This is a genomic window from Flavobacterium sp., assembly GCF_044373165.1.
In the GTDB taxonomy this organism is placed as follows: domain Bacteria; phylum Bacteroidota; class Bacteroidia; order Flavobacteriales; family Flavobacteriaceae; genus Flavobacterium.
Window position 1 is genome coordinate 1 of sequence record NZ_JBILQL010000009.1, and the last position, 26,073, is coordinate 26,073.

Sequence of the window (26,073 nt, forward strand, 5' to 3'; positions counted from 1 at the left end):
GCTTTATGAGCGAATACGGTTTTCAGGGCCTGCCGAATGTCAAAACGTTTCAGGCTTTCGCCAAAAGTGACGAACTTCACTTTGATTCGGATGCGATAAAAAACCACCAAAAACATCCAACGGGTTACCAAACCATCAACGAGTACATGGCGAGAGATTATCAAGTACCAAAGAATTTTGAAGACTATATTTATGTGTCTCAATTACTCCAAGCCAAAGGCATGAAAACCGCTATTGAAGCGCATCGCAGGGCAAAACCCAATTGTATGGGAACCTTGATTTGGCAATTGAACGATTGCTGGCCTGTGACTTCTTGGAGTTCGGTAGATTATTACGGACGATGGAAAGCGCTACAGTATCAGTTAAAGCAGAGTTTCAATCCTATATTGGTAGATATAGTAGAAAATGAGGTCAATTATGAAGTTAGGGTAATCAACGACGAACCGATACCGCATCACATTACTTTGGTGGAAGAAGTAATGGATTTTAACGGGAATCATATTGATGGATACGAAGTGGAGTTCGATATTGAAGCTAATTCCAATCAGGCACTTTCGGCAACTCCTAAAGAGAATTACAGCGCAAAAAATCGCCATCAAATGGTTATTTCGGTGACTTGTCAAACAACTAGCGGTAAAACCTCAAAAAGTTTGTTTTATTTTGTCAAACCCAATGAACTGCAATTAACCAAGCCCAATATTCAAGTGGTTAAAATAGACGAGCTGACTTATGAAATCAGTACGGATGTGTTGGCTAAAAATGTCTATTTATCCGCGGAGGAAGAAGTTTTTTTTAGTGATAATTTTTTTGATTTGTTACCCCAGGAGAAAATGGTGATCAAAGTAACCCAGCCGGTAAAAGCCATTCAGCTTAAAAGCTTGTTTGACGTGCAAAAACGCTAAACTTTACAAAAGACTAAACCCAACTAGCCCCGACAGGAGTGGCATCTCGTTTTTTGGAACGAGATATAACGTATGGCGGGAAAATGGATGGCAAAAATGCCCAAGCCATTCGCTTCTTATTTTTAAAACAAACCGTTGATCTCCGCGTCAATTCTATTGATAATCATTCCTAAATCTTCCGGATTGTTCACGAAATCAACGTTGTCAACATCAATGATTAGTAGTTTTCCTTTGTCGTAAGTGGTAATCCAAGCTTCATAGCGCTCGTTCAAACGACTTAAGTAGTCAATGGAAATTGTGTTTTCATAATCGCGACCGCGTTTGTGAATTTGCGATACCAAATTGGGAATCGAGCTTCTCAAATAAATCAACAAATCAGGTGAGCCAACCAAACCTTCCATCAATTCAAATAAATCAGAGTAATTTTGAAAATCACGGTTGGTCATTAAGCCCATGGCGTGCAAGTTGGGCGCGAAAATGTGCGCATCTTCATAAATCGTGCGATCCTGAATGATGTTTTTGCCGCTTTCACGAATTTGCAATACTTGACGGAAGCGCGAATTCAAGAAATAGATTTGCAGGTTGAACGACCAGCGCTCCATTTGGTGGTAAAAATCGTCTAAATACGGATTGTCAACCACATCTTCAAAATGAGGTTCCCATTTATAATGTTTGGCTAAAAATCGGGTTAATGTTGTTTTTCCTGCTCCTATGTTTCCGGCTACCGCTATGTGCATTATGGTAATTTTATTTTATACTTCTTAATTTGTTGGTCGGTAAAAATAGCTAAAATTTGGTCTTTGAAGTAAAAATTCGGGAACGATTTCTCAACAATTTGAATTTCGAAAACCGATTGGGTTTTAGTACTCAAACAGTAAAGTGTATTGTCTTTCACGAATAACAAGGTTTGATTGTCAACAATTTGCATGGTTTCAAAGGGCGGAATGTTGGCTAATAAAGTGATTTTTCCAAAAATATCAATACTATACCAGTTGTTGATTTCGTCTACCCAATAAAAATAATTGAAGTCGGATTGCGTGAACTTAATGTTTTCTTGGATTGGATTTCCGATGTTTTTAGAAGTGTTTTTCAGATAATCGAACAACATGATTTGTTGGGTTAAGGCATTGTAAATCCAAAATTGGTTTTGTGAAGCCATACCAATTTTAGAGGCAAAAATAGTGTTGTCGATGTCAAAGAGATTTAATTTCTGAATTTCATTTAATTGATTGTCCAGAAGAATTATAGTATTAAAGTCTTCGTAGAATAAAATAATTTTAAGCGGATTGATAAAATCTACCGAACTGATTTTTCCCAAAGCTACATTTTTATATTCCCAAGCTTCGGTTTCGCTTTGTTTGATAAAAACATTGGTCTTCACAAAATACTGATTACCCAAGCCGTCAAAGCCTTTAAAAACTTTATCATTCAAAGTTTCGGTTTGGAGTAATTGGGTTTTCAAGATTGCGTTTTGTGCCAAGCTGTCGCAAAACAGTAATATTGAAAACAATAAAAAAAACTTCTTTATCATCTAGCTAAGATAATTTATTGAGCCTAATTTACCCAAGATAAAACTGATTTTTTAACATAATATTGGTAACAGTTTTCAAATTCATTCGTCATATTTGTTTTCACAATCATTAATCAAATAACAATAACCAATGAAAAAAATAGTATTCGCTTCGTATTTTCTATTGTCATACTTGTCAACTCATGCCCAAAAAGATTTTCAGGGTATGGCGGTTTATGAATCTAAAACCAGCACAGCCGATTTCAAATCCCGTTTTGAAGGCAATCGTGAAATCACTCCCGAGATGCAAAAAATGATAGAAGAGCGTATGAAAAAGATGTTTGAAAAGACCTTTTTTTTAAACTTCGATAAGTCGGCTTCCATTTACAAAGAAGAAGAAAAATTGGAAGCGCCAGGTCAAGGCGGCGGCGGTTTCAGAATGATGAGTTCTATGATGGGCGGCGGTGGAACCTATTACAAAAACATTAAAGAGAAAATATATAAAGTCGACAAAGAGTTCATGAGTAAAGAATTTTTGGTTAAAGATTCTTTGAATACCTACAAATGGCAAATGACTGGTGAAACCCGAGTAATTGGAGGTTACAATTGTTTCAAAGCGACAGCTGTAATTCCGGCAAGTAAAACTGATTTTAGAAACTTCAGACCAAAAAAAGAAGAAGAAAAAAAAGATGATAAAGCTAAAGAAGAAGCTAAGGAAGGAACTAAAACCAGCTTTATGGATCAAATAGAATTGCCAAAGGAAATTACCATTACTGCTTGGTACACTCCGGAAATCCCTGTAAGTCAAGGGCCGGAAGGCTATTGGGGATTACCAGGATTAATCTTAGAAGTAAACGACGGTAAAACAACCATTTTGTGTTCTAAAGTGGTATTAAATCCTAAAGAAAAAGCCGAAATTAAAGCGCCAACCAACGGTAAAGAAGTATCGCAAAAAGAATATGATGAAATTGTCATGAAGAAAATGGAAGAAATGAGCGAAATGAATAATGGTCGTGGTGGATTCCAAATGAGAATGAGTAGATAATGCAATTACTTCAAACCAACTTCATGAAACAGCTATTAGCACTGTTTTTGTTAATCAGTGCCAACACTTTCGCCCAAACCGTTCGCTACGAAGGCACCGTTCAAGACAATACCAAAGCACCTTTAGAAATGGCTAATGTTATGGCCATGAACCAAGCCACTAAAGCCATGGACGCCTACGCCATTACCAACGATAAAGGGAAGTTTTTGCTCAACCTGAAAACGAATACAACTTACACCATCAAGTTCAGTTATTTAGGCATGCAGAATAAAGAAATTGTTGTAACCACTCAAGCCGAAAACATTACCCAAAATATCACAATGGAAAGTGGTGGTATTGAATTAGAAGGCGTAGAAATTGTTCGCGAAATGCCGGTTTCCATCAAAGGCGATACTATAGTGTATAACGCGGATTCCTTCAAATCCGGAACCGAAAGAAAACTCGAAGACGTACTGAAAAAATTACCCGGTGTTGAAGTAGATGCCGATGGTCAAGTGAAAGTTGAAGGAAAATCGGTGACCAAATTGATGGTAGAAGGCAAAGACTTTTTTGACGGCGATACCAAATTGGGTGTCAAAAATATTCCTGCCGATGCGATTGATAAAGTACAAGTCTTGCGCAACTACAATGATAATTCAATCATGAAAGGCGTCGAAAACAACCAAGACAACCTCGCCATGAACATCAAACTGAAAGAAGGCAAGAAAAACTTTTGGTTTGGCGACATGACCGCTGGGATAGGTGTTGGACACGATGACAATCGATATGTAGTAGCCCCAAAAGCCTTTTACTACAGTCCGAAATACAGTATCAACATTATGGGTAACAGCAATAATGTTGGGCAGCAAGCCTTCACCATTCAGGATTATTTCCGATTCAGCGGCGGTTTCCGAAACATCATGGGCAAAGGCGGCGGCAGTATTAATGTAGGGAGTAATTCCCTTGGGATTAGTTTTTTCCAAGACAATCGCGTCAGAGAAATCGAATCGCATTTCGGCGCTACGAATTTTTCCTTTAATCCTTCGAAAAGCTGGAGTTTAAGCGGATTTGTTATTGCTACTTCTACCTTAGTCGACACGGAAACGGCTTCTACAGTCAATTTTTTACAACCCAATTCCACCGATGTTGCCTCTTCGGAAATCAGAGACGACATTGGTAGTCAGAAAAATAATTTGGGATTGTTCAAGTTCAGCGCCACTTATAAACCCAATGCTAATTTCCAATTGGATTACGATATTTTAAACCGAATTTCAGCCCAAAGGGAAAATAACGAACTCAACCGTCAGGTGCTGAATTTCTTGTCCGGAGCCAATAGCAATGAAAGTGTTTTTACTTCTAAAAGACAAGATCCGGTAAACATCAATCAGAATTTGAGTTTCTATTACACGCCAACGGAAAAGCATATTTTTGCTTTCGAAACCCAACATTTGTACCAAAACGAAGATCCGCTTTACAACGCCAATTTAGAGTTCCAACCGTTTGAATTTATAGGTTACAATACTACCCAAAACCGCAACGACATCACCCAAAGTCGTTTTATCAAAACCAATAAACTCGACAGCCGTTTGGATTATTACTATGTGCTCACGCCCAAAACCAATCTGAATTTCACTTTGGCCAACTCTCATGTTTACCAAAGTTTAAATTCTTCCATCGACCAACGTTTAGACAACGGAACGGTCAACGAATTAAACGCACCCGAAAACAATAACGATGTCAGCTACCGCTACAACGACACTTATTTAGGGTTTCATTTCAAATGGTTAACGGGTAAATTTACTTTTACACCCGGCGTTACGATGCATCGTTTCAACTTAACCAACGAGCAATTAGGCACAACAGTCAACCAAGAGCTGTACCGTTTGTTGCCCGATTTTCAAATGATTTACCAAATTAAAAAGTCGGAAACGCTAACGTATAACTTCGGCATCACCAACAATTTTACCAACATCAATAACTATGCAGTTGGTACTATTTTTAACAGCTACAGCAGTTTGTTTTCCGGAAACCGCGACTTAGAAAATTCTGTGGTTCAAAGTCATTCATTGGTCTATCAAAAGTTTAATATGTTCAATTTTGAGAACTTTGGAGGTGCATTGAATTATACCCGAACCACTGAAGCCATTAAAACAAGGGCTTTATTTCAAGGAGTAAATCAAATCGGATCACCGTTCAATTCTCCTTTTGGGGATGAAATTTTATCCGCTAGTGCCAGGTATGGTCGATCGTTTCTTAAGTATTATAAAGCCAATTTTAGCGCTACGATCAATTGGAGTAAATTCTATAATATCCAAGTTAACCCGATTAATGCTGTCGAAAATGTAGTAGATACCGAAAGTTTTACCCAGAATTATCGCTTGAGTGCGTCTACCAATTTCAAAAAGTTTCCTAATATCGAATTGGGCTATTCTTATGCCTTGAACGAGTATCCCAACGATACTTTTTACACCGATAGTCCATCGGTAAAACTGGATTACTTCTTCCTCAAAAGTTTCTCCTTTGTGAGCGAATATGAATTTTTCCACTATTACAACAAAGCCAAAACAGTAGATCAGGAATACGACTTTCTCTCAGCCAGTTTAACTTATCAAAAAACCAAAGACAGCAAATGGGAATACAAAGTTGCCGCTACGAATATATTAAACACCACTTCGTTAAATGACGATAGTTTCTCGCAGTTCTCTACCCGAAATTCCCAGTACAGAGTGCAGCCAAGGTATATCATTTTCAGTTTGAGGTATAATTTGTAGCTATTCCCGCTTTACACTATATCTTTTTATCCCTTTACAGGTATAAAAAGGATGCCGTTCCAATCGGGGCTAAAAAATAAAAAACCCTAACTTTCATCAAGAGCGTTAGGGTTTTTTTATGATAGTTGATTTCAAATATTACAATCCGAAAGCCGCTTTTACCTTGTCTACAAAATCTAATTTCTCCCAAGTAAACAATTCTACCGTTACTGTTTTTGGAGCGCCATTTGGCAATTGGAAAGTTTTAGTAACCGTTTCAGGTGTTCTTCCCATATGTCCGTAAGCAGCAGTTTCGCTGTAAATTGGGTTTCTCAATTTCAAACGTTGCTCAATAAAGTAAGGTCTCATGTCAAAAACATTTTCAACTACTTTACTGATTTCTCCATCGGTCATATTCACTTTTGAAGTACCATAAGTTACTACGTTGATAGAAGTTGGTTTAGCCACTCCAATCGCATAAGAAACTTGTACTAAAACTTCATCACATAATCCTGCTGCTACTAAGTTTTTAGCAATGTGACGCGTAGCATAAGCCGCTGAACGATCTACTTTTGATGGGTCTTTTCCTGAGAATGCACCACCACCGTGAGCTCCTTTTCCACCATAAGTATCTACAATGATTTTTCTACCTGTCAAACCGGTATCTCCGTGTGGTCCGCCAATAACGAATTTTCCGGTAGGGTTGATGTGGTAAGTTATATTGTCATTGAACAAATGAGCGTATTGAGGGTATTTGGCTTTAATTCTCGGAATCAAAATCGAAATCAAATCACTTTTAATTTTGGCTAACATTTCTGCTTCAGCCGCGAAATCATCGTGTTGAGTAGAAATTACTATCGCATCAATTCTTACCGGCTTGTTGTCGTCAGAATACTCTAATGTTACTTGCGATTTAGCGTCCGGACGTAAATAAGTGATTTCTTTATTTTCTCTTCTTATGTTAGCCAATTCGATTAACAAAGCGTGAGACAAATCCAAAGCCAAAGGCATGAAGTTCTCGGTTTCATTAGTCGCATATCCAAACATCATTCCTTGGTCACCGGCGCCTTGCTCTTCTTTACTGGCTCTGTCAACCCCTTGATTGATATCGGCAGATTGCTCGTGTATAGCGGATAAAACACCACACGAATCAGCTTCAAACATATATTCGCTTTTCGTGTAACCGATTTTGCGAATTACTTCTCTTGCAATTTGTTGTACGTCCAAATAAGTAGTCGATTTTACTTCACCCGCCAAGATTACTTGACCAGTTGTAACCAATGTTTCACAAGCTACTTTTGAATCTGCATCAAAGGCTAAAAAGTTGTCAATTAACGCATCACTGATTTGGTCAGCTACCTTATCCGGATGTCCTTCACTAACCGACTCCGATGTAAATAAATAAGCCATAACTATGTTTTAGTTTAATATTATATTTCAATTGAAAAAAGAAAGGATTGCTGCAAAAGCTAAAGGAGAGTTTCTGCTTTAGCATTTTTTAACGAGGTTGCAATCAGTTCAAATTTTTCCTCTCATTTTTCGGTTGCAAATGTATAAAGACTAATTCGAAAACAAAAAACAATTTGTCTTTTTTTATTTTTTTTATGATACTGTCAAAAATCTAAATACGTAGTATTTAAATATATATCAGCAAACTTCAAATGTTAAATTTTAAAATTTTGTTTGGTAGTTTAAAAAAACATTCAGAAGTTTGCCTCATCAAATAACAACGAAAAATGAATTTAATGATTTGCAATATGTGTCGCATGATGTGGAAAACTCCGCAGAGGACGCTTATGGCATAATTTTAAAGTTAAAATATATCCATCAAACCTCTGCACAACCGCAGGGGTTTTTTTATTTAAACTAAAATCAGAACACAACAAAGAAAAACAATGAAAGTAACAGCAAAAAATATGATGATGACCAACCGTATGATGCACATGATGATGTGTTGTTGTATCAACATACCCTGTTACCAAAAGCGGAAGACTTAATCGAAGTTTATATTTATACTCTTGAAGTCCTTTTGGTAAGCCATCCAAAAGGACTTTTTTTATTTCTCAATTATTCGTAAACACTAAAAATTAATATATCTAACAATTAAATTTCTAAATCATGAGCACACAAAAATTCGCAACCAACGCCTTACACGCAGGACACGACGTTACTAAAAACGCAGGAACCAGAGCCGTTCCGATTTACCAAACGACTTCGTATGTTTTCAACAATTCAGACCACGCCGCCAACTTGTTTGGCTTAGCTGAAGCCGGATTCATCTACACCCGTTTGAACAATCCAACCAATGATATTTTGGAACAACGCTTAGCCGCATTGGAAGGTGGCATTGGAGCTGTAGTTACTGCTTCCGGAACTTCTGCTATCGCGACCAGTTTGTTGGTTTTGCTGAAAGCCGGTGACCACATCGTAGCTTCCAACAGTCTTTACGGCGGCACTTACAACTTGTTGAGCGTAACCTTACCAAGACTAGGCATCACAACGACTTTTGTTGACCCGTCAAATCCTGAAAACTTTACCAAAGCGGCCCAAGAAAACACCAGAGCGTTTTTCGCAGAAAGCTTAGGTAACCCAAAACTTGACGTGCTCGATTTGAAAGCCATTTCCAAAGAAGCCAAAGCCTTCAAAGTGCCTTTCATCGTAGACAATACTGTCGCAACACCTTATTTGTTAAACCCAATTCAACACGGCGCAGATATCGTAATTCACTCGTTAACCAAATACATCACCGGAAACGGAACGTCACTCGGCGGTGTAATCATCGACGCCGGAAATTTCGACTGGAGCAATGGCAAATTCCCTGAATTCACTGAACCATCAGCAGGATATCACGGATTGAAATATTACGAAGCCTTAGGTGCAGCGTCATTTATCGCCAAAGTGAGAATCGAAGGATTACGCGATTTTGGGGCAGCATTAAGTCCGTTCAACGCCTTCCAAACGATTCAAGGCTTAGAAACTTTAGAAATCAGAATTAAAAAACACAGCGAAAATGCTTTGGCTTTAGCCCAATGGCTGCAAACACAAGATGAAGTAGCTTGGGTAAACTATCCGGGATTAGAAACTTCAAAATACAAAGCTTTAGCCGATGAATATTTACCGGAAGGCAAAAGCGGCATCATAACCTTCGGTCTAAAAGGTGGATTCGAAGCAGCGAAAAAAGTAGCCGATGAGACTAAATTGTTCTCTTTGTTAGCCAACATAGGTGATACTAAATCGTTAATCATCCATCCGGCCAGCACCACACACCAACAATTGTCAGACAGAGAACAAGAAGCAACCGGAGTGACTAAAGACTTGATCCGTTTGTCCGTTGGTTTAGAAAATATCGACGACTTGAAAGCGGATTTAAAAGAAGCCTTCGTAGCACTTTCAGTATCAAAATTAGTATAATCCAACATTTGAACTGGCAAATTTGACCAACTAGTTTAGTAAAAAGTAGTACATACAAAAAAATGGAAAACAGAATAAAGGAAATAGTAAACAAATCAGAGAACATTAATGATAGCATACTTGAAATCAGTAAAAATTTTCCTGAAGGCATCGTTTTTTCTACCAGTTTCGGGATTGAAGATCAAGTAATTTCACATGCCATTTTTTCTCAAAACATTACTAACATAGCTGTTTTTACTTTAGATACGGGGAGATTATTTCCGGAAACATATGCTGTTTGGGACAAAACATTATTACAGTATAAGGCAACAATTAAAGCTTATTATCCAAATAATAACAAAGTTGAAGAATATGTTAATAGCAACAGTATCAATGCATTTTACAATTCGGTTGCATTAAGAAAAGAATGTTGCTTTATTAGAAAAGTAGAACCATTAAATCGCGCCCTTCAAGGGGCAAAAATATGGATTACGGGTTTAAGAGCAGAGCAATCTGAAAACAGAAATTCAATTCAAAAAATCGAATGGGATGAAGAGCGGCAACTGTATAAATACAATCCGTTATTAAATTGGACAACAGCTGAGGTTGTAGACTATTTAAAAAAACATGGAGTTCCTTATAACACGCTACATGACAGCAATTTTGTGAGTATAGGTTGCGCACCCTGCACAAGAGCTTTAAAAGAAGGAGAAGATTTCAGAGCCGGTAGATGGTGGTGGGAAGATCAATCAAAAAAAGAATGTGGTTTACACAGATAATTTAGAAATAGAAAAAGAAGAAGAAATGTCAAATTCAAATCATTATTTAGAACAACTGGAAAACGAAGCAATCTATATTCTTAGAGAAACAGCGGCTCAATTTGAAAAACCAGCTTTGTTGTTCTCCGGAGGAAAAGATTCAATTGTCTTGGTGCATTTAGCTTTAAAAGCATTTCGACCTGGGAAGTTCCCTTTCCCATTAGTACATATTGATACGGGTCATAATTTTCCTGAAGCCATTGAATTTAGAGATTATTTGGCAAATAAAATTGGCGAAAAATTAATTGTTGCTTCAGTAGAAGATAGTATCAAAAAATACAATCTTAAAGAAACCGCTGGTCGTTTTCCTTCCAGAAATGCATTACAAACCTATGCACTTTTAGATGCCATTGAAGAAAATGAATTTGATGCTTGTATTGGTGGCGCCAGAAGAGACGAAGAAAAAGCAAGAGCCAAAGAGCGTATTTTTTCTGTTAGAGATGATTTTGGGCAATGGGATCCAAAGTTACAACGCCCTGAATTATGGGATATCTTAAATGGAAAAGTACAAAAAGGGCATAATGTACGTGTGTTTCCAATTAGTAATTGGACTGAACTTGATGTTTGGAATTACATTCAAAAGTATGACATCGAACTGCCTAATTTGTATTTCGCTCATGACCGGGAATGCATCGTTCACCAGGATAAATTGGTAGCTACGTCTCAATTTATCCAACCGCTTCAAGGCGATAAAGTTGTTGTTGAACGCGTTCGATACAGAACGGTTGGTGATATGACCTGTACAGCAGCGGTTCCATCAAACGCAAATTCTATTCAAGATATTATTGATGATATTATTCAAACCAGAATTAGCGAAAGAGGACAAACGCGTTTAGATGATCAGTTGTCAGAGGCTGCAATGGAAGACCGAAAAAAACAAGGATACTTTTAATTTTTTCATAAACAATAAAGTAAAATGAACACATTACGATTTATAACAGCAGGAAATGTTGACGACGGAAAAAGCACCTTAATCGGAAGACTTTTATATGATTCTGATAGTATTCACACCGATCAATTAGGAGTTTTACAAAAACAAACCAAACAGGAAGGGGTTGATATTGATTTGTCTTTAATTACAGACGGACTTCGGGCTGAACGAGAACAGGGAATTACGATTGATGTAGCCTATAAATATTTTTCTACCAAAAAAAGAAAATTCATCATTGCAGACGCACCGGGTCATGAGCAATATACCCGAAACATGATTACAGGAGCTTCCAATTCTGATTTGATTATTATTCTTGTCGATGCTCGAAAAGGAATTACCGAGCAAACAAAACGTCATGCCAGTATTGGTTCACTAATGGGAATCAAAAAAGCAATTATTGCTATTAATAAAATTGATTTGGTTAACTATTCTGAAGCTATTTTCAATCAAATTCAAAATGACTTTGAAAAATTAAAATCAGAGTTGAACTATAACGAGATAAAATACATTCCGCTTAGTGCTTTAGTTGGCGACAATATTGTTACCCTTTCCGAAAATACTTCTTGGTATAATGGTAAAGCATTATTAGAAACTTTAGAATCTATTGAAACCGACACTACAATCAATTTAGATTCCCGTTTTCAAGTACAATGGGTAATTCGTCCAAAAGATGAAGAAAATCATGATTATCGAGGTTATGCCGGATTGGTTCTTAGCGGAAGCTATAAAGTTGGCGATGTGGTTACCATATTACCGGCCAAAATTACAACGACTATTGTAAAAATTGAGCGCAATTTAGAAGCTATTGAAATAGCAAAAGCGGGAGATAATGTTGTATTGCATTTTGAAAACAATATAGATATTAGTCGCGGAGATTCGGTGTATTTATCCAATCAATTACCAATACAATCTAATCAGATTAACAGTTGGATATCTTGGTTAGACACATCACAACTTCAATTAGGAAAAACCTATTTACTACAACATCGTTTCAAAAATGTCCGTGTAAAAGTGCAATCTGTTAACCAAAAATGGAATATCAACGAATGGCAATTCACAGAGGCCAACGAAATAAACTTAAACGACATCGCTCAAATTACGTTAAAAACCAATCAACCCTTGTTTTACGATTCTTTCGATAAAAATCCAAAATCAGGAAATGCCATTTTGATAGATGAAACTACATTCAATACCGTTGGAGCATTAATGTTTTTAAATAATTAGTAGTATGAGCCAAACCAATAACAATAGCATCATTTTGTTTCAAAAAAATCTTTTAGAAGAAAGGAATTTTGTTGACAAAATAAAAGCCGAAAATTGGTTAGAACAATTATTTGCATGGTTGTTTTGCACTAAAGAAGAATGTGTAGATTTTGATTTATTTCTTCAAAAAGAAACCCAATTGAAAACTGATTTCGAATTGATTTTGTCTCAAGCACAAGTTGGTGAAAAAGGTTTAGTTAATGATTTTTTTAATAGTTTGTTAGAAATCCATACTGATTTAGCTTCCGACTTGCAAGCCATATTGAATTTCGACCCTGCTGCAAAATCAAGAAGCGAGATACTTTTATCGTATCCGGGTTTTTTTGCCATTTTCGTTTACCGAATAGCTAATAAACTATGGGAGTTCAAAATCCCAGTTTTACCCAGAATCCTTTCTGAATATGCACATAGTAAAACAGGTATCGATATCCATCCGGCGGCAACTATAGGCAAACAATTTTTTATTGATCATGGTACCGGAGTTGTTATTGGTGAAACTGCAAAAATTGGGAAAAATGTAAAAATCTATCAAGGTGTAACCTTAGGTGCTTTAAGTGTGAGCAAAGACAAAGCAAATGAAAAAAGACATCCAACCATTGAAGATGACGTAATCATTTATGCCAATGCTACCATTTTAGGAGGAAATACAACCATTGGTAAAGGAGCAATTATTGGTGGAAATGTATGGATTACTGAAACAATTCCCGCTCAATCACTAGTGTATCATAAAAGTGAAATCATTGTTAAAACCAAAATAGAAAATAACGAAATTTTAGATTTCAGCATATAAACATTTAACCGTAAAAAGATGAAAGCAAATACAATTTTAGAAACTATTGGTAATACACCAGTTGTAAAAATCAATAAACTGTTTGGACCCAATAAAAAGGTGTTCATTAAGTTAGAACGTAACAATCCAGGAAACAGCATAAAAGATAGAATTGCATTGGCAATGATAGAAGATGCAGAAGCAAAAGGATTATTAAAACCAGATAGCGTTATTATAGAACCAACTTCCGGAAATACGGGCATTGGATTAGCATTAGTTGCCGCCGTAAAAGGATACAAAGTAATTTTGGTAATGCCCGAATCCATGAGTGTTGAACGTAGAAAATTAATGGAAATTTACGGCGCTACTTTCGATTTAACACCTCGCGAAAAAGGGATGAAAGGGGCTATTGAAAGAGCTGCAGAATTGGTTAGCCAAACACCAAATGCTTGGTCACCATCGCAATTTTCAAACCCAGCTAATGTAGCAATACATCAAAAAACAACTGCGCTAGAAATCTTAGCTGATTTCCCGGATGGATTGGATTATATCATTACAGGTGTTGGAACTGGTGGTCATATTTCAGGTGTTGCGGCTGTTGTAAAAGCAAAATTTCCAAATGTAAAAGTAATTGCTGTTGAACCGGAATTATCTCCTGTATTAAGCGGAGGTTCTCCATCTCCACATCCGATACAAGGAATTGGAGCAGGATTTATACCCGATAATTATCACGGAAATCTTATTGATGAAGTAATTCAAGTCTCTAAAGAGGAAGCTTTTGAGTTTACTAGAAATAGCGCAAAACAAGAAGGTGTTTTAGTAGGAATTTCTACTGGAGCTTCCCTTGCTGCGGTGGCAAAAAAAGTAAGTTCCTTGCCGGATGACGCAATTATTCTAACATTCAATTACGATACAGGAGAACGTTATTTATCAATCGAAGGTTTGTTCTAATTAGAAGGCGTCCATCGAATAAAATTCATCTTTATTTAAAAAAATATAAATGATACAAATTGTCAAAAAAGGGAAAGTGATTTTAGCTGGTGCCGGACCGGGAGATCCGGATTTAATTAGTTTAAAAGCTTTAAAATATTTACAAACAGCCGATGTGGTTTTAACCGACAGATTGGTTTCGCCGGTATTAATTGAAGAATATGCTCGTAAAAATGCTGAGGTAATTTATGTAGGCAAACAATGTAGTAAGGGAGTTTGGACGCCGCAACAGGAAATAAATAATTTAATTGTTGAATTTGCTTTGCAAGGAAAATTAGTACTTCGATTAAAAGGCGGTGATGCTTCTTTGTTTTCCAATATTTTAGACGAATTGAATGCTGTAAAAAGCAATAATATCCCTTATGAAATAATCCCCGGAATTTCCGCCGCGTTTGGTGCTGCCGCTTATACAGGTATTCCCTTAACAGCCAGAGACCATTCAAGAGGTGTTCGTTTTTTGACATTATATGATTTGAATAATATTACGAATCAACAATGGCTAGATTGGTCAACTACAGAGGATACTTTGGTTTTTTACATGAGCGGTCAACGATTAGAAACTTTGACAAAAAAACTTCTAGATAATGGAATTGATACCAGTAAAGGTATCGCAGTAGTCCAACAAGCAACAACGCCAAATCAAAAGACACAAGTTTTTTCTTTTGAGGATTTAAAAACGTCACAATTACCAAATTTTGATTACGTGCCAACGTTATTGATAATTGGTAAAGTGGTGAATTTGCACCATGACTATTCTTGGTTTACCGAGAGTAACAACTTTGAATCTTATTTCGATAATCATAAAAATATTTACCAAGATGCTATCTGAAACTAAACTATCATTATTACAACAATTAGTGCAAAACGCATCCAAAGAAGAAATTATTTGGACCAAAGGCTATTTGACTGGTTTTTTAGATCAAAATCTAATTGCAACATCAAACCCTACAATTGTAGAATCACAAGCGGTTTCTGTAAAACCGTTAATCATTTATGGAACGGAAACGGGAAATTCTAAAAAAGTAGCGTCGCAACTATTAGCCAATTTTAAGAAAAATAAAATTCAGGCAAAATCAGTTGATGTTTTTCAGTTTGATGCTTCTAAACTAGAGAAGGAAACACTTGTATTATTCGTAATGAGTACTCAGGGTGAAGGCGAATTTCCTCAGAATGCCGTTGCTTTTTATGAAAATTTAAAAGCAGCTGATGTAAACTTAAATAAGGTTTCCTATGCTGTTTTAGGTTTAGGAGATACTTCCTATCCTTTATTTTGTAATGCCGGAGTTTTGTTAGACGAAGTATTAGCAGAAAAAGGAGCGCAACGATTACTTCCTTTAGTAAAAGCTGATGTTGATTTTGCAGAAACGGTATCACTTTGGGAATCCGATTTGCAAAAAGTATTTCAAAACCAAGGAAGTTCTGAAGTGGTTTCAAAAACTACCGCAACAGCTTCAACCAAAAAAAATTACACAGGAAGAATTAGCCATAAAGTAGTTCTGAACGATAAAGGTTCCAACAAAGAAACTTATCATATCGAAATAGAATCAGATGATGTAATTGCCTATGAACCAGGTGATGCTTTGGGAGTTTTTCCAAAAAATAAAGAATCCGAAATAAAAGCCATCGCTGACTTTTTTGATGAGGATAATTATTCAATTCTTAGCGATAAAAATATTAAAGGATTATCTAAAAAGTCTTTAGATGCGTTATCCAAAGTATTGGACATTACTATTGATGAAGATAAAACGGACTTATTAGATGTTATTACTAAATACCAACCTAAAAAAGTAAAATTAGAAGCAATAGTAGCTTTGCTTCACCCTATTGCCCCAAGATTATATTCTATTTCTTCTTCGTCAGAAGCACATGATGGTCAAGTTCATTTAACGGTAAATCTCAATAGATTTAAAGTAGGCGATGAACTAAAATCAGGATTGGCTTCTCAATATTTAGCGGATTTTCCTTTAGATACTGAATTGGAGTTTTACATCCATAAAAATCAAAATTTCCGATTACCATCTGAGGATACCGATTTAATAATGATCGGACCGGGAACCGGAATTGCCCCATTTAGAAGTTTTCTAGCTCAGCGAGATGCAATAGGTGCCGAAGGGAAAAACTGGTTGTTCTTTGGGGAACAACACTTTGTCCTAGATTTTTATTATCAAACCGAAATTCAGGAATGGATAACCACTGGTGTACTGACAAAACTTGATACGGCTTTTTCCAGAGATCAGGAACGTAAAATTTATGTACAGGACAGAATTAGAGAAAAAGCAAAAGAATTCAATGCCTGGATAGAAAACGGAGCAAGTATATATGTCTGTGGTCAAAAAAATCCAATGAGCCAAGATGTAGAGCAAACCATACTAGAAGTAATTGCCTCTGAACGAAACATCACAATTGAGGCAGCTGGTTTAGTTTTAGAAGAATTAGAAAATAAAGGGAAATATCAAAAAGACGTGTATTAATTACGTGGCATAAAAATTATAAAAATGAGCGAAAAATTATCTCCAATAGAAGCAATAAAGACCAAAAGCGATGGGCTAAGAGGAACTTTAAAAGAAAGTATCGATCTTGATAATCATACAGGAAATGTGCGTCCGGATGATGAAACACTAGTGAAGTTTCACGGAATGTATGTGCAGGATGATCGTGACAGAAGAGCTGAACGCGCTGCCAAAAAACTAGACAAGTTATATTCATTCATGATTCGATTGCGAATTCCAGGTGGTGTAATCAATGCCAATCAATGGATTGCAACACATGAAATTTCAGAACAATTTGGAACAGGTACGTTAAAGATTACTACACGTCAAACCGTTCAATTGCATGGCTTGTTAAAACACCAATTACGCCCAACTATTCAGGCATTTAATACCGCCAAGTTGGATTCCATTGCAGCTTGTGGTGATGTTAATAGGAATGTGATTGTTAGTTCTCATCCTCAAATTTCACCGCTTCATCAACAAATACATGAATATGCGGATAAAATTTCAACCTTATTACTGCCAAAAACACAATCGTATTATGAAGTTTTTATTGATGGTGAAAAAATATACGAACGCTCTGCCGAAGCCGATCCTTTGTATGAAGATCGTTATTTGCCAAGAAAGTTCAAAATTGCGATTGCCATACCACCAAGTAACGATGTTGATGTTTTTACCAATGATATAGGATTAATTGCCATTGTTGAAAATAATGAATTAAAAGGTTTCAACATTGCCATAGGTGGCGGATTAGCAACGACACACGGGAATGCAAACACATACTCACGATTGGGAAGCATTATTGGTTTTACCGATACCGAAGAAAAAACTTTAAAAGCAGTTTACGAAATTTTAACCGTGCAACGTGATTTTGGAAATCGTGTCGACAGAAAATTATCTCGATTGAAATATACGGTTGATAAACTAACTGTTGAAGGTTTCAAAAAGGAATTGGAAAGTAGAGTAGGTTTTAAATTTTTACCTGAACAACCTTTTCAATTTACCGAAAGAAATGACCGATTTGGTTGGGAACAAAACCACCAAGGCAGTTGGTTTTATACTTTGTTTGTAGAACACGGAGTGGTAAAGCCTTATCAAAAGCAATTCTTATATGAAGTGGCCCAACTCAACATTTCCAATTTCATTTTTTCGGGGAATCAAAACCTGATTTTGGGTGAAATAAGCAACGAGAATAAGCCCAAAATTGAAGCCTTATTGCAATTACACAATATTGAAAAACAGGTAAGTGCGCTTCGCAAAAGTTCTATGGCTTGTGTGGCATTACCAACCTGTCCTTTGGCATTGGCAGAAGCCCAACGCTACTTGCCTGAATTGGTGACTAAAATAGAACCGATATTAGAAAAATACGGATTAACTCAAGATGAAATTTCAATCCGAATGACAGGTTGTCCAAACGGTTGCGGTCGACCTTATGTGTCTGAATTAGGTTTTGTTGGTACCGGTCCGGGACAATACAATTTTATGTTAGGTGGTGACCGTTACGGTGAAAGATTAAATAAACTTTATAAAGAGAAACAAACCGAAGCGCAAATTTTAGAAGAAGTAGATAGCTTGTTTTCAAATTATGTTACCAATAAAATAGCTGATGAAACTTTTGGAGATTTTGCTTTTAGAACAATTGTAAATTAAATAATGTGAGTAGAATTTATATAATTTTTTTTTTAGTTGTTGCAACAACTGTTTTATCACAAAGTGAAAAAGAAGTTAAAAATCAGCAATTAGTATGGTATACCTACAATATTAATTGGAAATTAAATAGCAATTGGCAATTATTTACAGATGCTAGTGAAAGACATTTTATTAACCCAACAGCTCAACATTTATGGTCAATAAGAGCAAATTTTAAAAGAGTTATTAATAATAACTGGGATTTCGGATTTGGAGGAAGTTTATTTATGAGAAAATTAAATGACCCATGTAAAACAAATCCATTAACTGTACCTGAATTAAGACCACATGTAGAATTTAATAATACGCAAAAGATAGGATTTGGTATTTTGAATAGTCGTTACAGAGTTGAAGCACGATTATATCAAAACACAAATGACGGAGCGCTTTCGGATGGCTATTATTTTAACAATTTCAGATTGAGATATCTTTTAGGATGGACTTTTCCAATAATTAAAAACAAGAATGCATCAAAAGAATTAGTGTTTGTGAAAATTCAAGATGAAATTATGATAAATGCAGGTAGTAAAATTGTTCAAAACACATTTGACCAAAACAGGATTTATTTTGCTTTAAACTATAAAATTTCAAATAAATTTTCAGTTGAGACGGGTTATTTAAATTCTTTTCAACAACAACCATCTGGGGTTGAATTTTTTAACAGAAACATTTTAAGAGTAACAATATTTCAAAACATTGATTAATAAATGGAGAGTACAAACACCTTATTTCCGGTTTTCTTAAAAACAGAAACGGCACACTTTCTAATTGTTGGCGGTGGTAATGTTGGTTTGGAAAAAGCAGAAACATTGCTTAAACAAAATCCTCAAATTAGAATTACAATTGTCGCAACGTATTTTCATGCTAATCTAAAAGAAATTATTAAACAATATAGTAATGTAACAACAATAGAAAGAGCATTTGATGAAGAAGACTTAATTGGTAAAGATTATGTCATTATTGCTACCGATAAACCCGAAGTGAATTTGGCTGTTCGTGAATTAGCAAAATCAAAAGGGATTAAAGTTAATGCCGCCGATCAACCGGCTTTGTGTGATTTTTATTTAGGTTCCATTGTAAACAAGGGAAGTTTAAAAATTGCGATTTCTACCAATGGAAAATCACCCATTTTAGCCAGGCGTATGCGGGAATATTTTACCGAAGTTATTCCGGATAATATTGAAAATAATTTGACCGTGTTAAATGATTTTAGAAATAATCACAAAGGAAATTTCGCAGAAAAGTTAGCCGACTTAAATAAGATTACAGAAAACTTTAATGCAAAACCAAAGATTAAAGAAAGCAAAAAATTTAAACAATTAGTCTTTGTTTTAACTCTTTCCTTTTTAATGCTTTTTACAGGCTATGGGCTATCAACATTTATAACAATTGCTGATTTAAAGTTTAGTATAAGTTCCATTCCAAATGAGTTTTACGGAATGTTGCTCATAGGTTTTTTGGCCCAATTAGTAGATGGCGCTGTAGGTTTAGGTTACGGAGTTACATGTGCTACCAGCATGATGCTTCTGGGAATTAATTTGCCGGCCATTAGCGGAAGTATTCATACGGCTGAAATGTTTTCGAGTGGAATTAGTGGTTATTCCCATTACAAGTTTGGAAACGTAAATAAAAAATTATTGTATTGGTTGGCTATTCCTGGTGTAATTGGGGCTATTAGTGGTGCTGTTTTACTTATTTATTTAGGAAACAAATACGCGTCTATAGCTTATACGGTTTTGTCAATATATACCATGATTATAGGTATCCGATTAATCATTTTAGCTTTTAGAAAAGTAAACAAAAAAAAGAAAATTAAACATACCGGAGTACTTGGATTTTCAGGAGGTTTTTTAGATGCCTTTGGTGGCGGAGGTTGGGGACCAATTGTAACGTCAACCTTATTGTCCAAAGGAAGAAAATCCAGATATGTTATTGGCACTGTGAGCTTAGCAGAGTTTTTCGTAACACTGGCAGCAGCAATAACGTTTTTTTATTCTTTGGGTGTAAGCCATTGGTATGTTATTCTAGGCCTTATCATTGGTGGAAGTATAGCGGCTCCAATCGCGGCAAAACTTGTCGGGAAATTGCCTCAAAAAACAGCTTTGTTGCTGGTTGCAGCCTTAGTAATTGTTTTTAGTTTTCGAATGATATTAAAACTTTTGTAAAATGTCACAAAAGAGATAATTCGTTTGTTGAATTAGAAGACATTAAGGATTTGAAAGCTGATTTAAACGCGATTTTTGAAATTATTAATAAAAATCAATTGGTTTAAAATTTGCGTTTTTAATAAACAAGTAGTTATTTTGCGCCTTTAAGTTCATAAATTTTTTTGGAATGTTATAAAGAAAGCTGGAGGGAATAGACCCTATGAAAGCTTAGCAACCCTACAACCCGTAGAAGGTGCTAAATTCTATCTCAGAATTGAGAGAAGATAACACAAAAAGCTAGTTTTTTCAAAACTTTCTATATGATATTTCCAGGCACAAATCATTAAGATTTAAATTGGAAAATATGTTAAACACAATCATTTTACAAAATTTCACTACCGAAAGTGGTGTAAATTATCCTGTTATTTATTTAAGCTATCAACTTTTTGGTCTCGAATTAAATTCGGCACCAATAGTTATGGTTAATCATGCTTTGACGGGGAATTCAAATGTTGTTGGGGAAAATGGTTGGTGGAATGATTTAATTGGAGAAGATAAAACTATTGATATTCTAAAATACACGGTTATATCTTTTAATGTGCCGGGAAACGGTTATGATACCAGAACAATAAAAAATTATCTAGATTTTACTACTAGAGATATCGCTAGGATTTTTATTGAAGGGATTAAAGCTTTAAAAATTAAACAATTATTTGCTTTAATTGGAGGTTCTGTAGGCGGAGGAATTGCATGGGAAATGGTAGCATTAGAACCAAAATTAACTCTGAATCTAATTCCTATTGCTACCGATTGGAAATCAACAGATTGGTTAATAGCCAACTGTTATGTACAAGAACAAATCCTTAATAATTCTCGAAAACCCATAGAAGACGCAAGAATTCATGCCATGCTGTGTTATCGTACTCCTGAATCTATTAAAGAAAAATTTCAGCGTAACACCAATGAACATTTAGATACTTTTAAAGTCGAAAGTTGGTTAAGCCATCACGGTGTAAAATTACAACAACGATTTCAGCTTTCAGCTTACAAAATGATGAATCAGTTACTCAAAACGATTGATATTACTAGAAATAGAGAATCTTTTGAAGCTATAATTTCCGAAGTAGAAGCTAATATTTACATTATAGGAATCAACTCTGATTTGTTTTTTACAGCAAGTGAAAATAAAGAAACCTACGAAGAAATTAAAAAATTTAAAAATAATGTATTCTACAGCGAAATTGAATCACAACATGGTCACGATGCTTTTTTAATAGAATATGAACAATTAGAAAATTTATTAGAAGTCGTTTTTAAAAACAAAAAGGATAAACAAATGAAAGTATTGAAATTTGGGGGTAAATCATTATCAAATGGTGAAGGAATAAATAAAGTTTTAGATATTATTATTGATAAAAAGAACAAAGGAGAAAATATCGCAGTGGTGGTTTCTGCCCGCGGAAATGCAACAGATGAATTAGAAGATATTTTAACTATTGCTGCCAAAAATGGAAATTATAAGCCATTATTAGAAAGTTTTAAATTGTATCAGCAAGGTAATTATACCAATGTTGATTTGTCGGAGGAATTTGAAAAATTAGACAAGCTTTTTGAAGGCGTTAGTTTAATTGGAGATTATAGCGAAAAAATCAAAGATCAAATACTGGCTCAGGGAGAATTGCTTTCGGCTAAATTACTTTCAGCAGTTTTAATTGAAAAAGGTATAAAGGCTCGTTTTACAGACACAAGAGAATTGATAAAAACAGACTCCAAGTTTGGTGATGCGCAACCATTAGAACAACTTTCCAAGAAAAACGTAATTGCCTATTTTAAACAAAATAATGGTTCGACTGTTAATATCGTTACTGGATTTATAGGTTCTAACATCAAAAATGAAGCTACTACTTTAGGAAGAAACGGAAGCAATTATACCGCTTCTTTGTTGGCCAATTATCTTAATGCTGCCGAACTTCAAAATTTCACACATGTTGATGGAATTTATACTGCAAATCCTGATTTAGTTCCGGACGCAAAAAAAATTGATTTCTTATCCTATAATGAAGCCAATGAATTAGCCAATTTTGGGGCAACTATTCTTCATGCGAAGACTATTATTCCATTATTGGAAAAAAATATTCCGCTGCGTATTTTAAATACTTTTAATCATGAAAATAAAGGAACATTAATAACTTCTACTGTTGAATCAGTAGGAATAAAAACACTTTCGGTACTAGAAAACGTAGCATTGGTTAACCTTGAAGGAAGAGGATTGTTAGGAAAAACAGGTGTTGACGCCCGTATTTTTAAAGTAATGGGCGATCATGATATAAGTGTGAGTATAATTTCTCAAGGTTCTTCAGAAAGAGGTATTGGTCTTGTTGTAGCCGCAGATAAAGCAACAAAAGCGATGATCGAATTGGAAAAAGAATTTGAAAATGATTTTTATTCAAAGGATGTTAATAAAATTTCTGTCAATGATAACGTTGCTGTAATTTCTATAATTGGTCAAGATTTAAGTACATTTTACAAACCTTACACAGTTTTAATCAAAAACAAAATTATACCGATTCTTTTCAACAATACGGTTACCGGAAAAAACGTGAGTTTGGTGGTGAAAAAAAATGACCTACACAAAGCTTTAAACGTAATTCACGGAGAAATTTTTGGTGTTTCAAAGAAAATAAATATTGCTATTTTTGGACACGGATTGGTTGGCGGAACATTAATCAATCAGATATTAACTTCCGCTGATTCTATCGAAAAACGAAAAGATATCAAACTAAATGTTTTTGCTATTGCCAATTCTAAAAAAATACTCTTTAATAAGAATGGCTTAAATCAAAATTGGAAAAATGAAATACAAAAAACAGGAATTTCATATACCATTGATGATGTTATTGCTTTTGCCAATGCAAATCACCTAGAAAATTTAATAGCAATTGATAACACAGCTAGCAGCTCATTTGTCGAAAATTATATTCCGTTAATAGAAAACAGTTTTGATTTAATTTCTTCCAATAAAGTCGCCAATACACTGAGTTATGATTTTTATAAGGAAGTAAGAGCTGCATTGGCTGTGCATCAAAAAAATTATTTGTATGAAACCAATGTCGGTGCCGGATTGCCATTAATTGACACCATAAAATTATTACATCATTCAGGTGAAAATATCACCAAAATAAAAGGTGTTTTTTCCGGAACATTAAGTTATCTGTTTAATACGTTTTCTTCCAAAGAGGCACTTTTTAGTGAAGTTTTAAAAGAAGCTATTGAAAAAGGATATACCGAACCGGATCCAAGAGAAGATTTATGCGGGAATGACGTAGCAAGAAAATTACTGATCTTGGCTAGAGAGTTAGATCTACAGAATGAATTCGAGGAAATTAGCATTCAAAATTTAATTCCTGAAAACTTAAGAGGTGGCGATAAGGAAAGTTTTATTAGTAGAATTACTGAGTTAGATTCGGTATATGCCGCTATAAAAAATGACCAAAAGCCAAATCATGTTTTGAGATATATTGGTGAATTATCCGGAGATTTACAAAAAGATAAAGGAGTTTTAGAAGTCAAACTAGTTTCTGTACCAGCCGATTCAACTTTGGGTGGTCTCAAAGGCTCTGATTCTTTTTTTGAAATTTACACAGAATCTTATGGCGATAGACCTATTGTAATTCAAGGGGCAGGTGCCGGTTCTGCCGTTACGGCCAGAGGTGTTTTTGGAGATATTTTACGATTGTCAGAAAAAAATTAAATCAGTTTATGAAAATAACTTTAAATCGAATCAACGATGCCTATCATTTTCAAGCTAAAAATGAACGAGGACATAGCGTAGAATTAGACAGTCGCGCCGAATTTGGAGGGAGTAATCTGGCAGCAAGCCCAATGGAATTATTATTGGTGGCTTTGGCCGGATGCAACGCTATAGATATCATTTCTATTCTCAAAAAACAAAGACAAGAAGTTACTTCTTATAAAACAGAAGTTGAAGGAATAAGGGTTCAAATTGAGGAGGCAAAACCGTTTAAAGAAATTAATCTCATAATCCATTTGGAAGGGAATATTCTACCCGAAAAAGCATTAAAGGCAGCTCAATTATCTTTCGATAAATACTGTTCCGTTTCCAAAACAATAGAGCCCACCGCAACAATTAATTATAAAGTAATACTAAATAACATTGCCATATGAGTGAATATGAATTCGGATTTGAAACCAATGCCATTAGAAACCAACTGGAAAGAACTCAATATCTTGAACATTCCGTACCACTCTATCTTACTTCAAGTTTTGTTTTTGAAGATGCAGAAGATATGCGCGCTTCTTTTGCTGAAGAAAAAGAACGTAATATTTACAGTCGATTTTCTAATCCAAATACTGGCGAGTTGGTGCAAAAAATTTGTCAAATGGAAGGAGCAGATGATGGTTTTGCATTTGCAACGGGAATGGCAGCCGTTTATTCAACTTTTGCAGCATTACTCAATTCAGGCGATCATATCGTTTCTGCCGGTAGCGTTTTTGGTTCGACACATACTCTTTTTACCAAATACTTCCCCAAATGGAATATAACAACTTCTTATTTTGATGTCAATAAACCGGAAACCATAGAAAGTTTTATCCAGCCAAACACCAAAATTTTATATGCCGAATCTCCAACCAACCCGGCAGTAGATATTATTGATCTCGAAGTCTTGTCAACTCTTGCCAAAAAACACAATTTGATTTTGGTTATTGACAATTGTTTCGCAACTCCTTATCTTCAAAAACCAATTCATTTTGGCGCCGATCTGGTAATTCACTCAGCAACCAAATTAATCGATGGTCAAGGACGCGTTTTAGGAGGAATAACTGTTGGAAAGGCCGACTTAATAAGAGAAATTTATTTATTTTCCAGAAATACCGGACCGGCATTATCACCATTTAATGCCTGGGTGCTGTCCAAAAGCCTTGAAACATTGGCTGTTCGTGTAGAAAAGCATTGTGAAAATGCATTAAAAGTTGCTGAATTTTTACAAAACAACCCCAATGTACTTTCTGTGAAATATCCTTTCTTGAAATCACATCCACAATACGAAGTAGCCAAAAAGCAAATGAAGTTAGGAGGTAATGTAGTTGCTTTTGAAGTAAAAGGCGGAATTGAAGCCGGAAGGGCTTTTTTAAACAAAATAAAATTATGTTCACTTTCTGCTAATCTCGGTGATACAAGAACTATTGTTACGCATCCTGCTTCAACTACCCATAGTAAATTGACAGTAGAAGAACGTCTGGCAGTTAGTATAACAGATGGATTAGTTCGTGTTTCAGTTGGTTTAGAAACTGTGCAGGATATAATAAATGATTTAGATCAAGCGCTAACCAAATAAAAAATTAAAAAAAATATAAAAAATTAAAATTTAGTCTTTACTTT

The 26,073-nt window shown here is 35.3% G+C and carries 21 protein-coding genes and 1 riboswitch; of the genes, 17 read left to right on the forward strand and 4 right to left on the reverse strand.

Annotated features, from left to right (window positions below; all coding sequences use genetic code 11):
• Window positions 1-902: glycoside hydrolase family 2 protein (locus ACIQ32_RS02520; protein ID WP_396194088.1), on the forward strand; the 902-nt coding region annotated here is incomplete at its 5' end.
• A 122-nt stretch (window positions 903-1,024) separates the two neighbouring features.
• On the opposite strand, the gene ACIQ32_RS02525 is transcribed toward ACIQ32_RS02520, so the two are convergent.
• Complete coding sequence (locus tag ACIQ32_RS02525; RefSeq protein WP_396194089.1) at window positions 1,025-1,639, reverse strand: deoxynucleoside kinase; 615 nt, start codon at window positions 1,637-1,639, stop codon at window positions 1,025-1,027.
• Window positions 1,639-2,433, reverse strand: coding sequence for a hypothetical protein (locus ACIQ32_RS02530; RefSeq protein WP_396194090.1), 795 nt, complete (start codon window positions 2,431-2,433; stop codon window positions 1,639-1,641). The genes ACIQ32_RS02525 and ACIQ32_RS02530 overlap by 1 nt, the downstream gene beginning before the upstream one ends.
• Before the next feature lie 130 nt (window positions 2,434-2,563).
• Between ACIQ32_RS02530 and ACIQ32_RS02535 the strand changes: the two genes are divergently transcribed.
• On the forward strand, window positions 2,564-3,457 hold the full coding sequence (locus ACIQ32_RS02535) for a GLPGLI family protein (protein ID WP_396194091.1): 894 nt from the start codon (window positions 2,564-2,566) through the stop codon (window positions 3,455-3,457).
• A 23-nt stretch (window positions 3,458-3,480) separates the two neighbouring features.
• Window positions 3,481-6,207, forward strand: coding sequence for a carboxypeptidase-like regulatory domain-containing protein (locus tag ACIQ32_RS02540; RefSeq protein WP_396194092.1), 2,727 nt, complete (start codon window positions 3,481-3,483; stop codon window positions 6,205-6,207).
• A gap of 138 nt (window positions 6,208-6,345) precedes the next feature.
• Here ACIQ32_RS02540 and metK read toward each other — a convergent pair whose 3' ends face one another.
• Window positions 6,346-7,596 carry a methionine adenosyltransferase gene (metK, locus tag ACIQ32_RS02545; RefSeq protein ID WP_396194093.1) on the reverse strand — a complete coding sequence of 417 codons (1,251 nt, stop codon included), beginning with the start codon at window positions 7,594-7,596 and terminating at the stop codon, window positions 6,346-6,348.
• Between the two features lie 332 nt (window positions 7,597-7,928).
• A complete protein-coding gene (locus tag ACIQ32_RS02550) occupies window positions 7,929-8,231 on the reverse strand; it encodes a hypothetical protein (protein ID WP_396194094.1) in 303 nt (100 codons plus the stop codon).
• Window positions 8,232-8,304: 73 nt separating this feature from the next.
• Between ACIQ32_RS02550 and ACIQ32_RS02555 the strand changes: the two genes are divergently transcribed.
• From ACIQ32_RS02555 to ACIQ32_RS02620, 14 genes are all read left to right on the forward strand, one after another.
• Window positions 8,305-9,597 carry an O-acetylhomoserine aminocarboxypropyltransferase/cysteine synthase family protein gene (locus ACIQ32_RS02555; RefSeq protein WP_396194095.1) on the forward strand — a complete coding sequence of 431 codons (1,293 nt, stop codon included), beginning with the start codon at window positions 8,305-8,307 and terminating at the stop codon, window positions 9,595-9,597.
• A gap of 62 nt (window positions 9,598-9,659) precedes the next feature.
• Entirely contained in the window at window positions 9,660-10,355 is a 696-nt protein-coding gene (locus ACIQ32_RS02560; RefSeq protein ID WP_396194096.1) for a phosphoadenylyl-sulfate reductase, read from the forward strand.
• 25 nt (window positions 10,356-10,380) lie between these two features.
• Window positions 10,381-11,286 carry a sulfate adenylyltransferase subunit CysD gene (gene cysD, locus ACIQ32_RS02565; protein ID WP_396194133.1) on the forward strand — a complete coding sequence of 302 codons (906 nt, stop codon included), beginning with the start codon at window positions 10,381-10,383 and terminating at the stop codon, window positions 11,284-11,286.
• 24 nt (window positions 11,287-11,310) lie between these two features.
• On the forward strand, window positions 11,311-12,549 hold the full coding sequence (locus tag ACIQ32_RS02570) for a sulfate adenylyltransferase subunit 1 (protein ID WP_396194097.1): 1,239 nt from the start codon (window positions 11,311-11,313) through the stop codon (window positions 12,547-12,549).
• 4 nt (window positions 12,550-12,553) lie between these two features.
• A complete protein-coding gene (epsC, locus tag ACIQ32_RS02575; protein ID WP_396194098.1) occupies window positions 12,554-13,378 on the forward strand; it encodes a serine O-acetyltransferase EpsC in 825 nt (274 codons plus the stop codon).
• Window positions 13,379-13,396: 18 nt separating this feature from the next.
• Entirely contained in the window at window positions 13,397-14,308 is a 912-nt protein-coding gene (gene cysK, locus ACIQ32_RS02580; RefSeq protein ID WP_396194099.1) for a cysteine synthase A, read from the forward strand.
• A gap of 49 nt (window positions 14,309-14,357) precedes the next feature.
• Window positions 14,358-15,176: a uroporphyrinogen-III C-methyltransferase gene (gene cobA, locus ACIQ32_RS02585; protein ID WP_396194100.1), complete on the forward strand. Its 819-nt coding sequence runs from the start codon at window positions 14,358-14,360 to the stop codon at window positions 15,174-15,176.
• A complete protein-coding gene (locus ACIQ32_RS02590; protein ID WP_396194101.1) occupies window positions 15,166-16,818 on the forward strand; it encodes a sulfite reductase flavoprotein subunit alpha in 1,653 nt (550 codons plus the stop codon). Before cobA ends, ACIQ32_RS02590 begins: the two co-directional genes overlap by 11 nt.
• Before the next feature lie 24 nt (window positions 16,819-16,842).
• Window positions 16,843-18,486: an NADPH-dependent assimilatory sulfite reductase hemoprotein subunit gene (locus ACIQ32_RS02595; RefSeq protein WP_396194102.1), complete on the forward strand. Its 1,644-nt coding sequence runs from the start codon at window positions 16,843-16,845 to the stop codon at window positions 18,484-18,486.
• Between the two features lie 5 nt (window positions 18,487-18,491).
• Complete coding sequence (locus ACIQ32_RS02600; RefSeq protein ID WP_396194103.1) at window positions 18,492-19,229, forward strand: DUF2490 domain-containing protein; 738 nt, start codon at window positions 18,492-18,494, stop codon at window positions 19,227-19,229.
• A 3-nt stretch (window positions 19,230-19,232) separates the two neighbouring features.
• Window positions 19,233-20,690, forward strand: coding sequence for a TSUP family transporter (locus ACIQ32_RS02605; protein ID WP_396194104.1), 1,458 nt, complete (start codon window positions 19,233-19,235; stop codon window positions 20,688-20,690).
• Between the two features lie 169 nt (window positions 20,691-20,859).
• A riboswitch (SAM riboswitch) is annotated at window positions 20,860-20,963 on the forward strand.
• 73 nt (window positions 20,964-21,036) lie between these two features.
• Window positions 21,037-24,423 carry a bifunctional aspartate kinase/homoserine dehydrogenase I gene (gene thrA / locus ACIQ32_RS02610; RefSeq protein WP_396194105.1) on the forward strand — a complete coding sequence of 1,129 codons (3,387 nt, stop codon included), beginning with the start codon at window positions 21,037-21,039 and terminating at the stop codon, window positions 24,421-24,423.
• Window positions 24,424-24,431: 8 nt separating this feature from the next.
• Window positions 24,432-24,857, forward strand: coding sequence for an OsmC family protein (locus ACIQ32_RS02615; protein WP_396194106.1), 426 nt, complete (start codon window positions 24,432-24,434; stop codon window positions 24,855-24,857).
• Window positions 24,854-26,029 (forward strand): trans-sulfuration enzyme family protein, encoded by a 1,176-nt coding sequence (locus ACIQ32_RS02620; protein WP_396194107.1) that lies wholly within the window; start codon window positions 24,854-24,856, stop codon window positions 26,027-26,029. The genes ACIQ32_RS02615 and ACIQ32_RS02620 overlap by 4 nt, the downstream gene beginning before the upstream one ends.
• The last annotated feature ends 44 nt before the right edge of the window (window positions 26,030-26,073 follow it).

Excerpts from the sequence above, each read along its gene's own strand:
- ACIQ32_RS02525 (WP_396194089.1), bottom strand. The coding sequence starts at position 1,639 with ATGCACATAGCGGTAGCCGGAAACATAGGAGCAGGAAAAACAACATTA.
- ACIQ32_RS02530 (WP_396194090.1), bottom strand. The coding sequence starts at position 2,433 with ATGATAAAGAAGTTTTTTTTATTGTTTTCAATATTACTGTTTTGCGAC.
- ACIQ32_RS02535 (WP_396194091.1), top strand. The coding sequence starts at position 2,564 with ATGAAAAAAATAGTATTCGCTTCGTATTTTCTATTGTCATACTTGTCA.
- ACIQ32_RS02540 (WP_396194092.1), top strand. The coding sequence starts at position 3,481 with ATGAAACAGCTATTAGCACTGTTTTTGTTAATCAGTGCCAACACTTTC.
- metK (WP_396194093.1), bottom strand. The coding sequence starts at position 7,596 with ATGGCTTATTTATTTACATCGGAGTCGGTTAGTGAAGGACATCCGGAT.
- ACIQ32_RS02555 (WP_396194095.1), top strand. The coding sequence starts at position 8,305 with ATGAGCACACAAAAATTCGCAACCAACGCCTTACACGCAGGACACGAC.
- ACIQ32_RS02560 (WP_396194096.1), top strand. The coding sequence starts at position 9,660 with ATGGAAAACAGAATAAAGGAAATAGTAAACAAATCAGAGAACATTAAT.
- cysD (WP_396194133.1), top strand. The coding sequence starts at position 10,381 with ATGTCAAATTCAAATCATTATTTAGAACAACTGGAAAACGAAGCAATC.
- ACIQ32_RS02570 (WP_396194097.1), top strand. The coding sequence starts at position 11,311 with ATGAACACATTACGATTTATAACAGCAGGAAATGTTGACGACGGAAAA.
- epsC (WP_396194098.1), top strand. The coding sequence starts at position 12,554 with ATGAGCCAAACCAATAACAATAGCATCATTTTGTTTCAAAAAAATCTT.
- cysK (WP_396194099.1), top strand. The coding sequence starts at position 13,397 with ATGAAAGCAAATACAATTTTAGAAACTATTGGTAATACACCAGTTGTA.
- cobA (WP_396194100.1), top strand. The coding sequence starts at position 14,358 with ATGATACAAATTGTCAAAAAAGGGAAAGTGATTTTAGCTGGTGCCGGA.
- ACIQ32_RS02590 (WP_396194101.1), top strand. The coding sequence starts at position 15,166 with ATGCTATCTGAAACTAAACTATCATTATTACAACAATTAGTGCAAAAC.
- ACIQ32_RS02595 (WP_396194102.1), top strand. The coding sequence starts at position 16,843 with ATGAGCGAAAAATTATCTCCAATAGAAGCAATAAAGACCAAAAGCGAT.
- ACIQ32_RS02605 (WP_396194104.1), top strand. The coding sequence starts at position 19,233 with ATGGAGAGTACAAACACCTTATTTCCGGTTTTCTTAAAAACAGAAACG.
- thrA (WP_396194105.1), top strand. The coding sequence starts at position 21,037 with ATGTTAAACACAATCATTTTACAAAATTTCACTACCGAAAGTGGTGTA.
- ACIQ32_RS02615 (WP_396194106.1), top strand. The coding sequence starts at position 24,432 with ATGAAAATAACTTTAAATCGAATCAACGATGCCTATCATTTTCAAGCT.
- ACIQ32_RS02620 (WP_396194107.1), top strand. The coding sequence starts at position 24,854 with ATGAGTGAATATGAATTCGGATTTGAAACCAATGCCATTAGAAACCAA.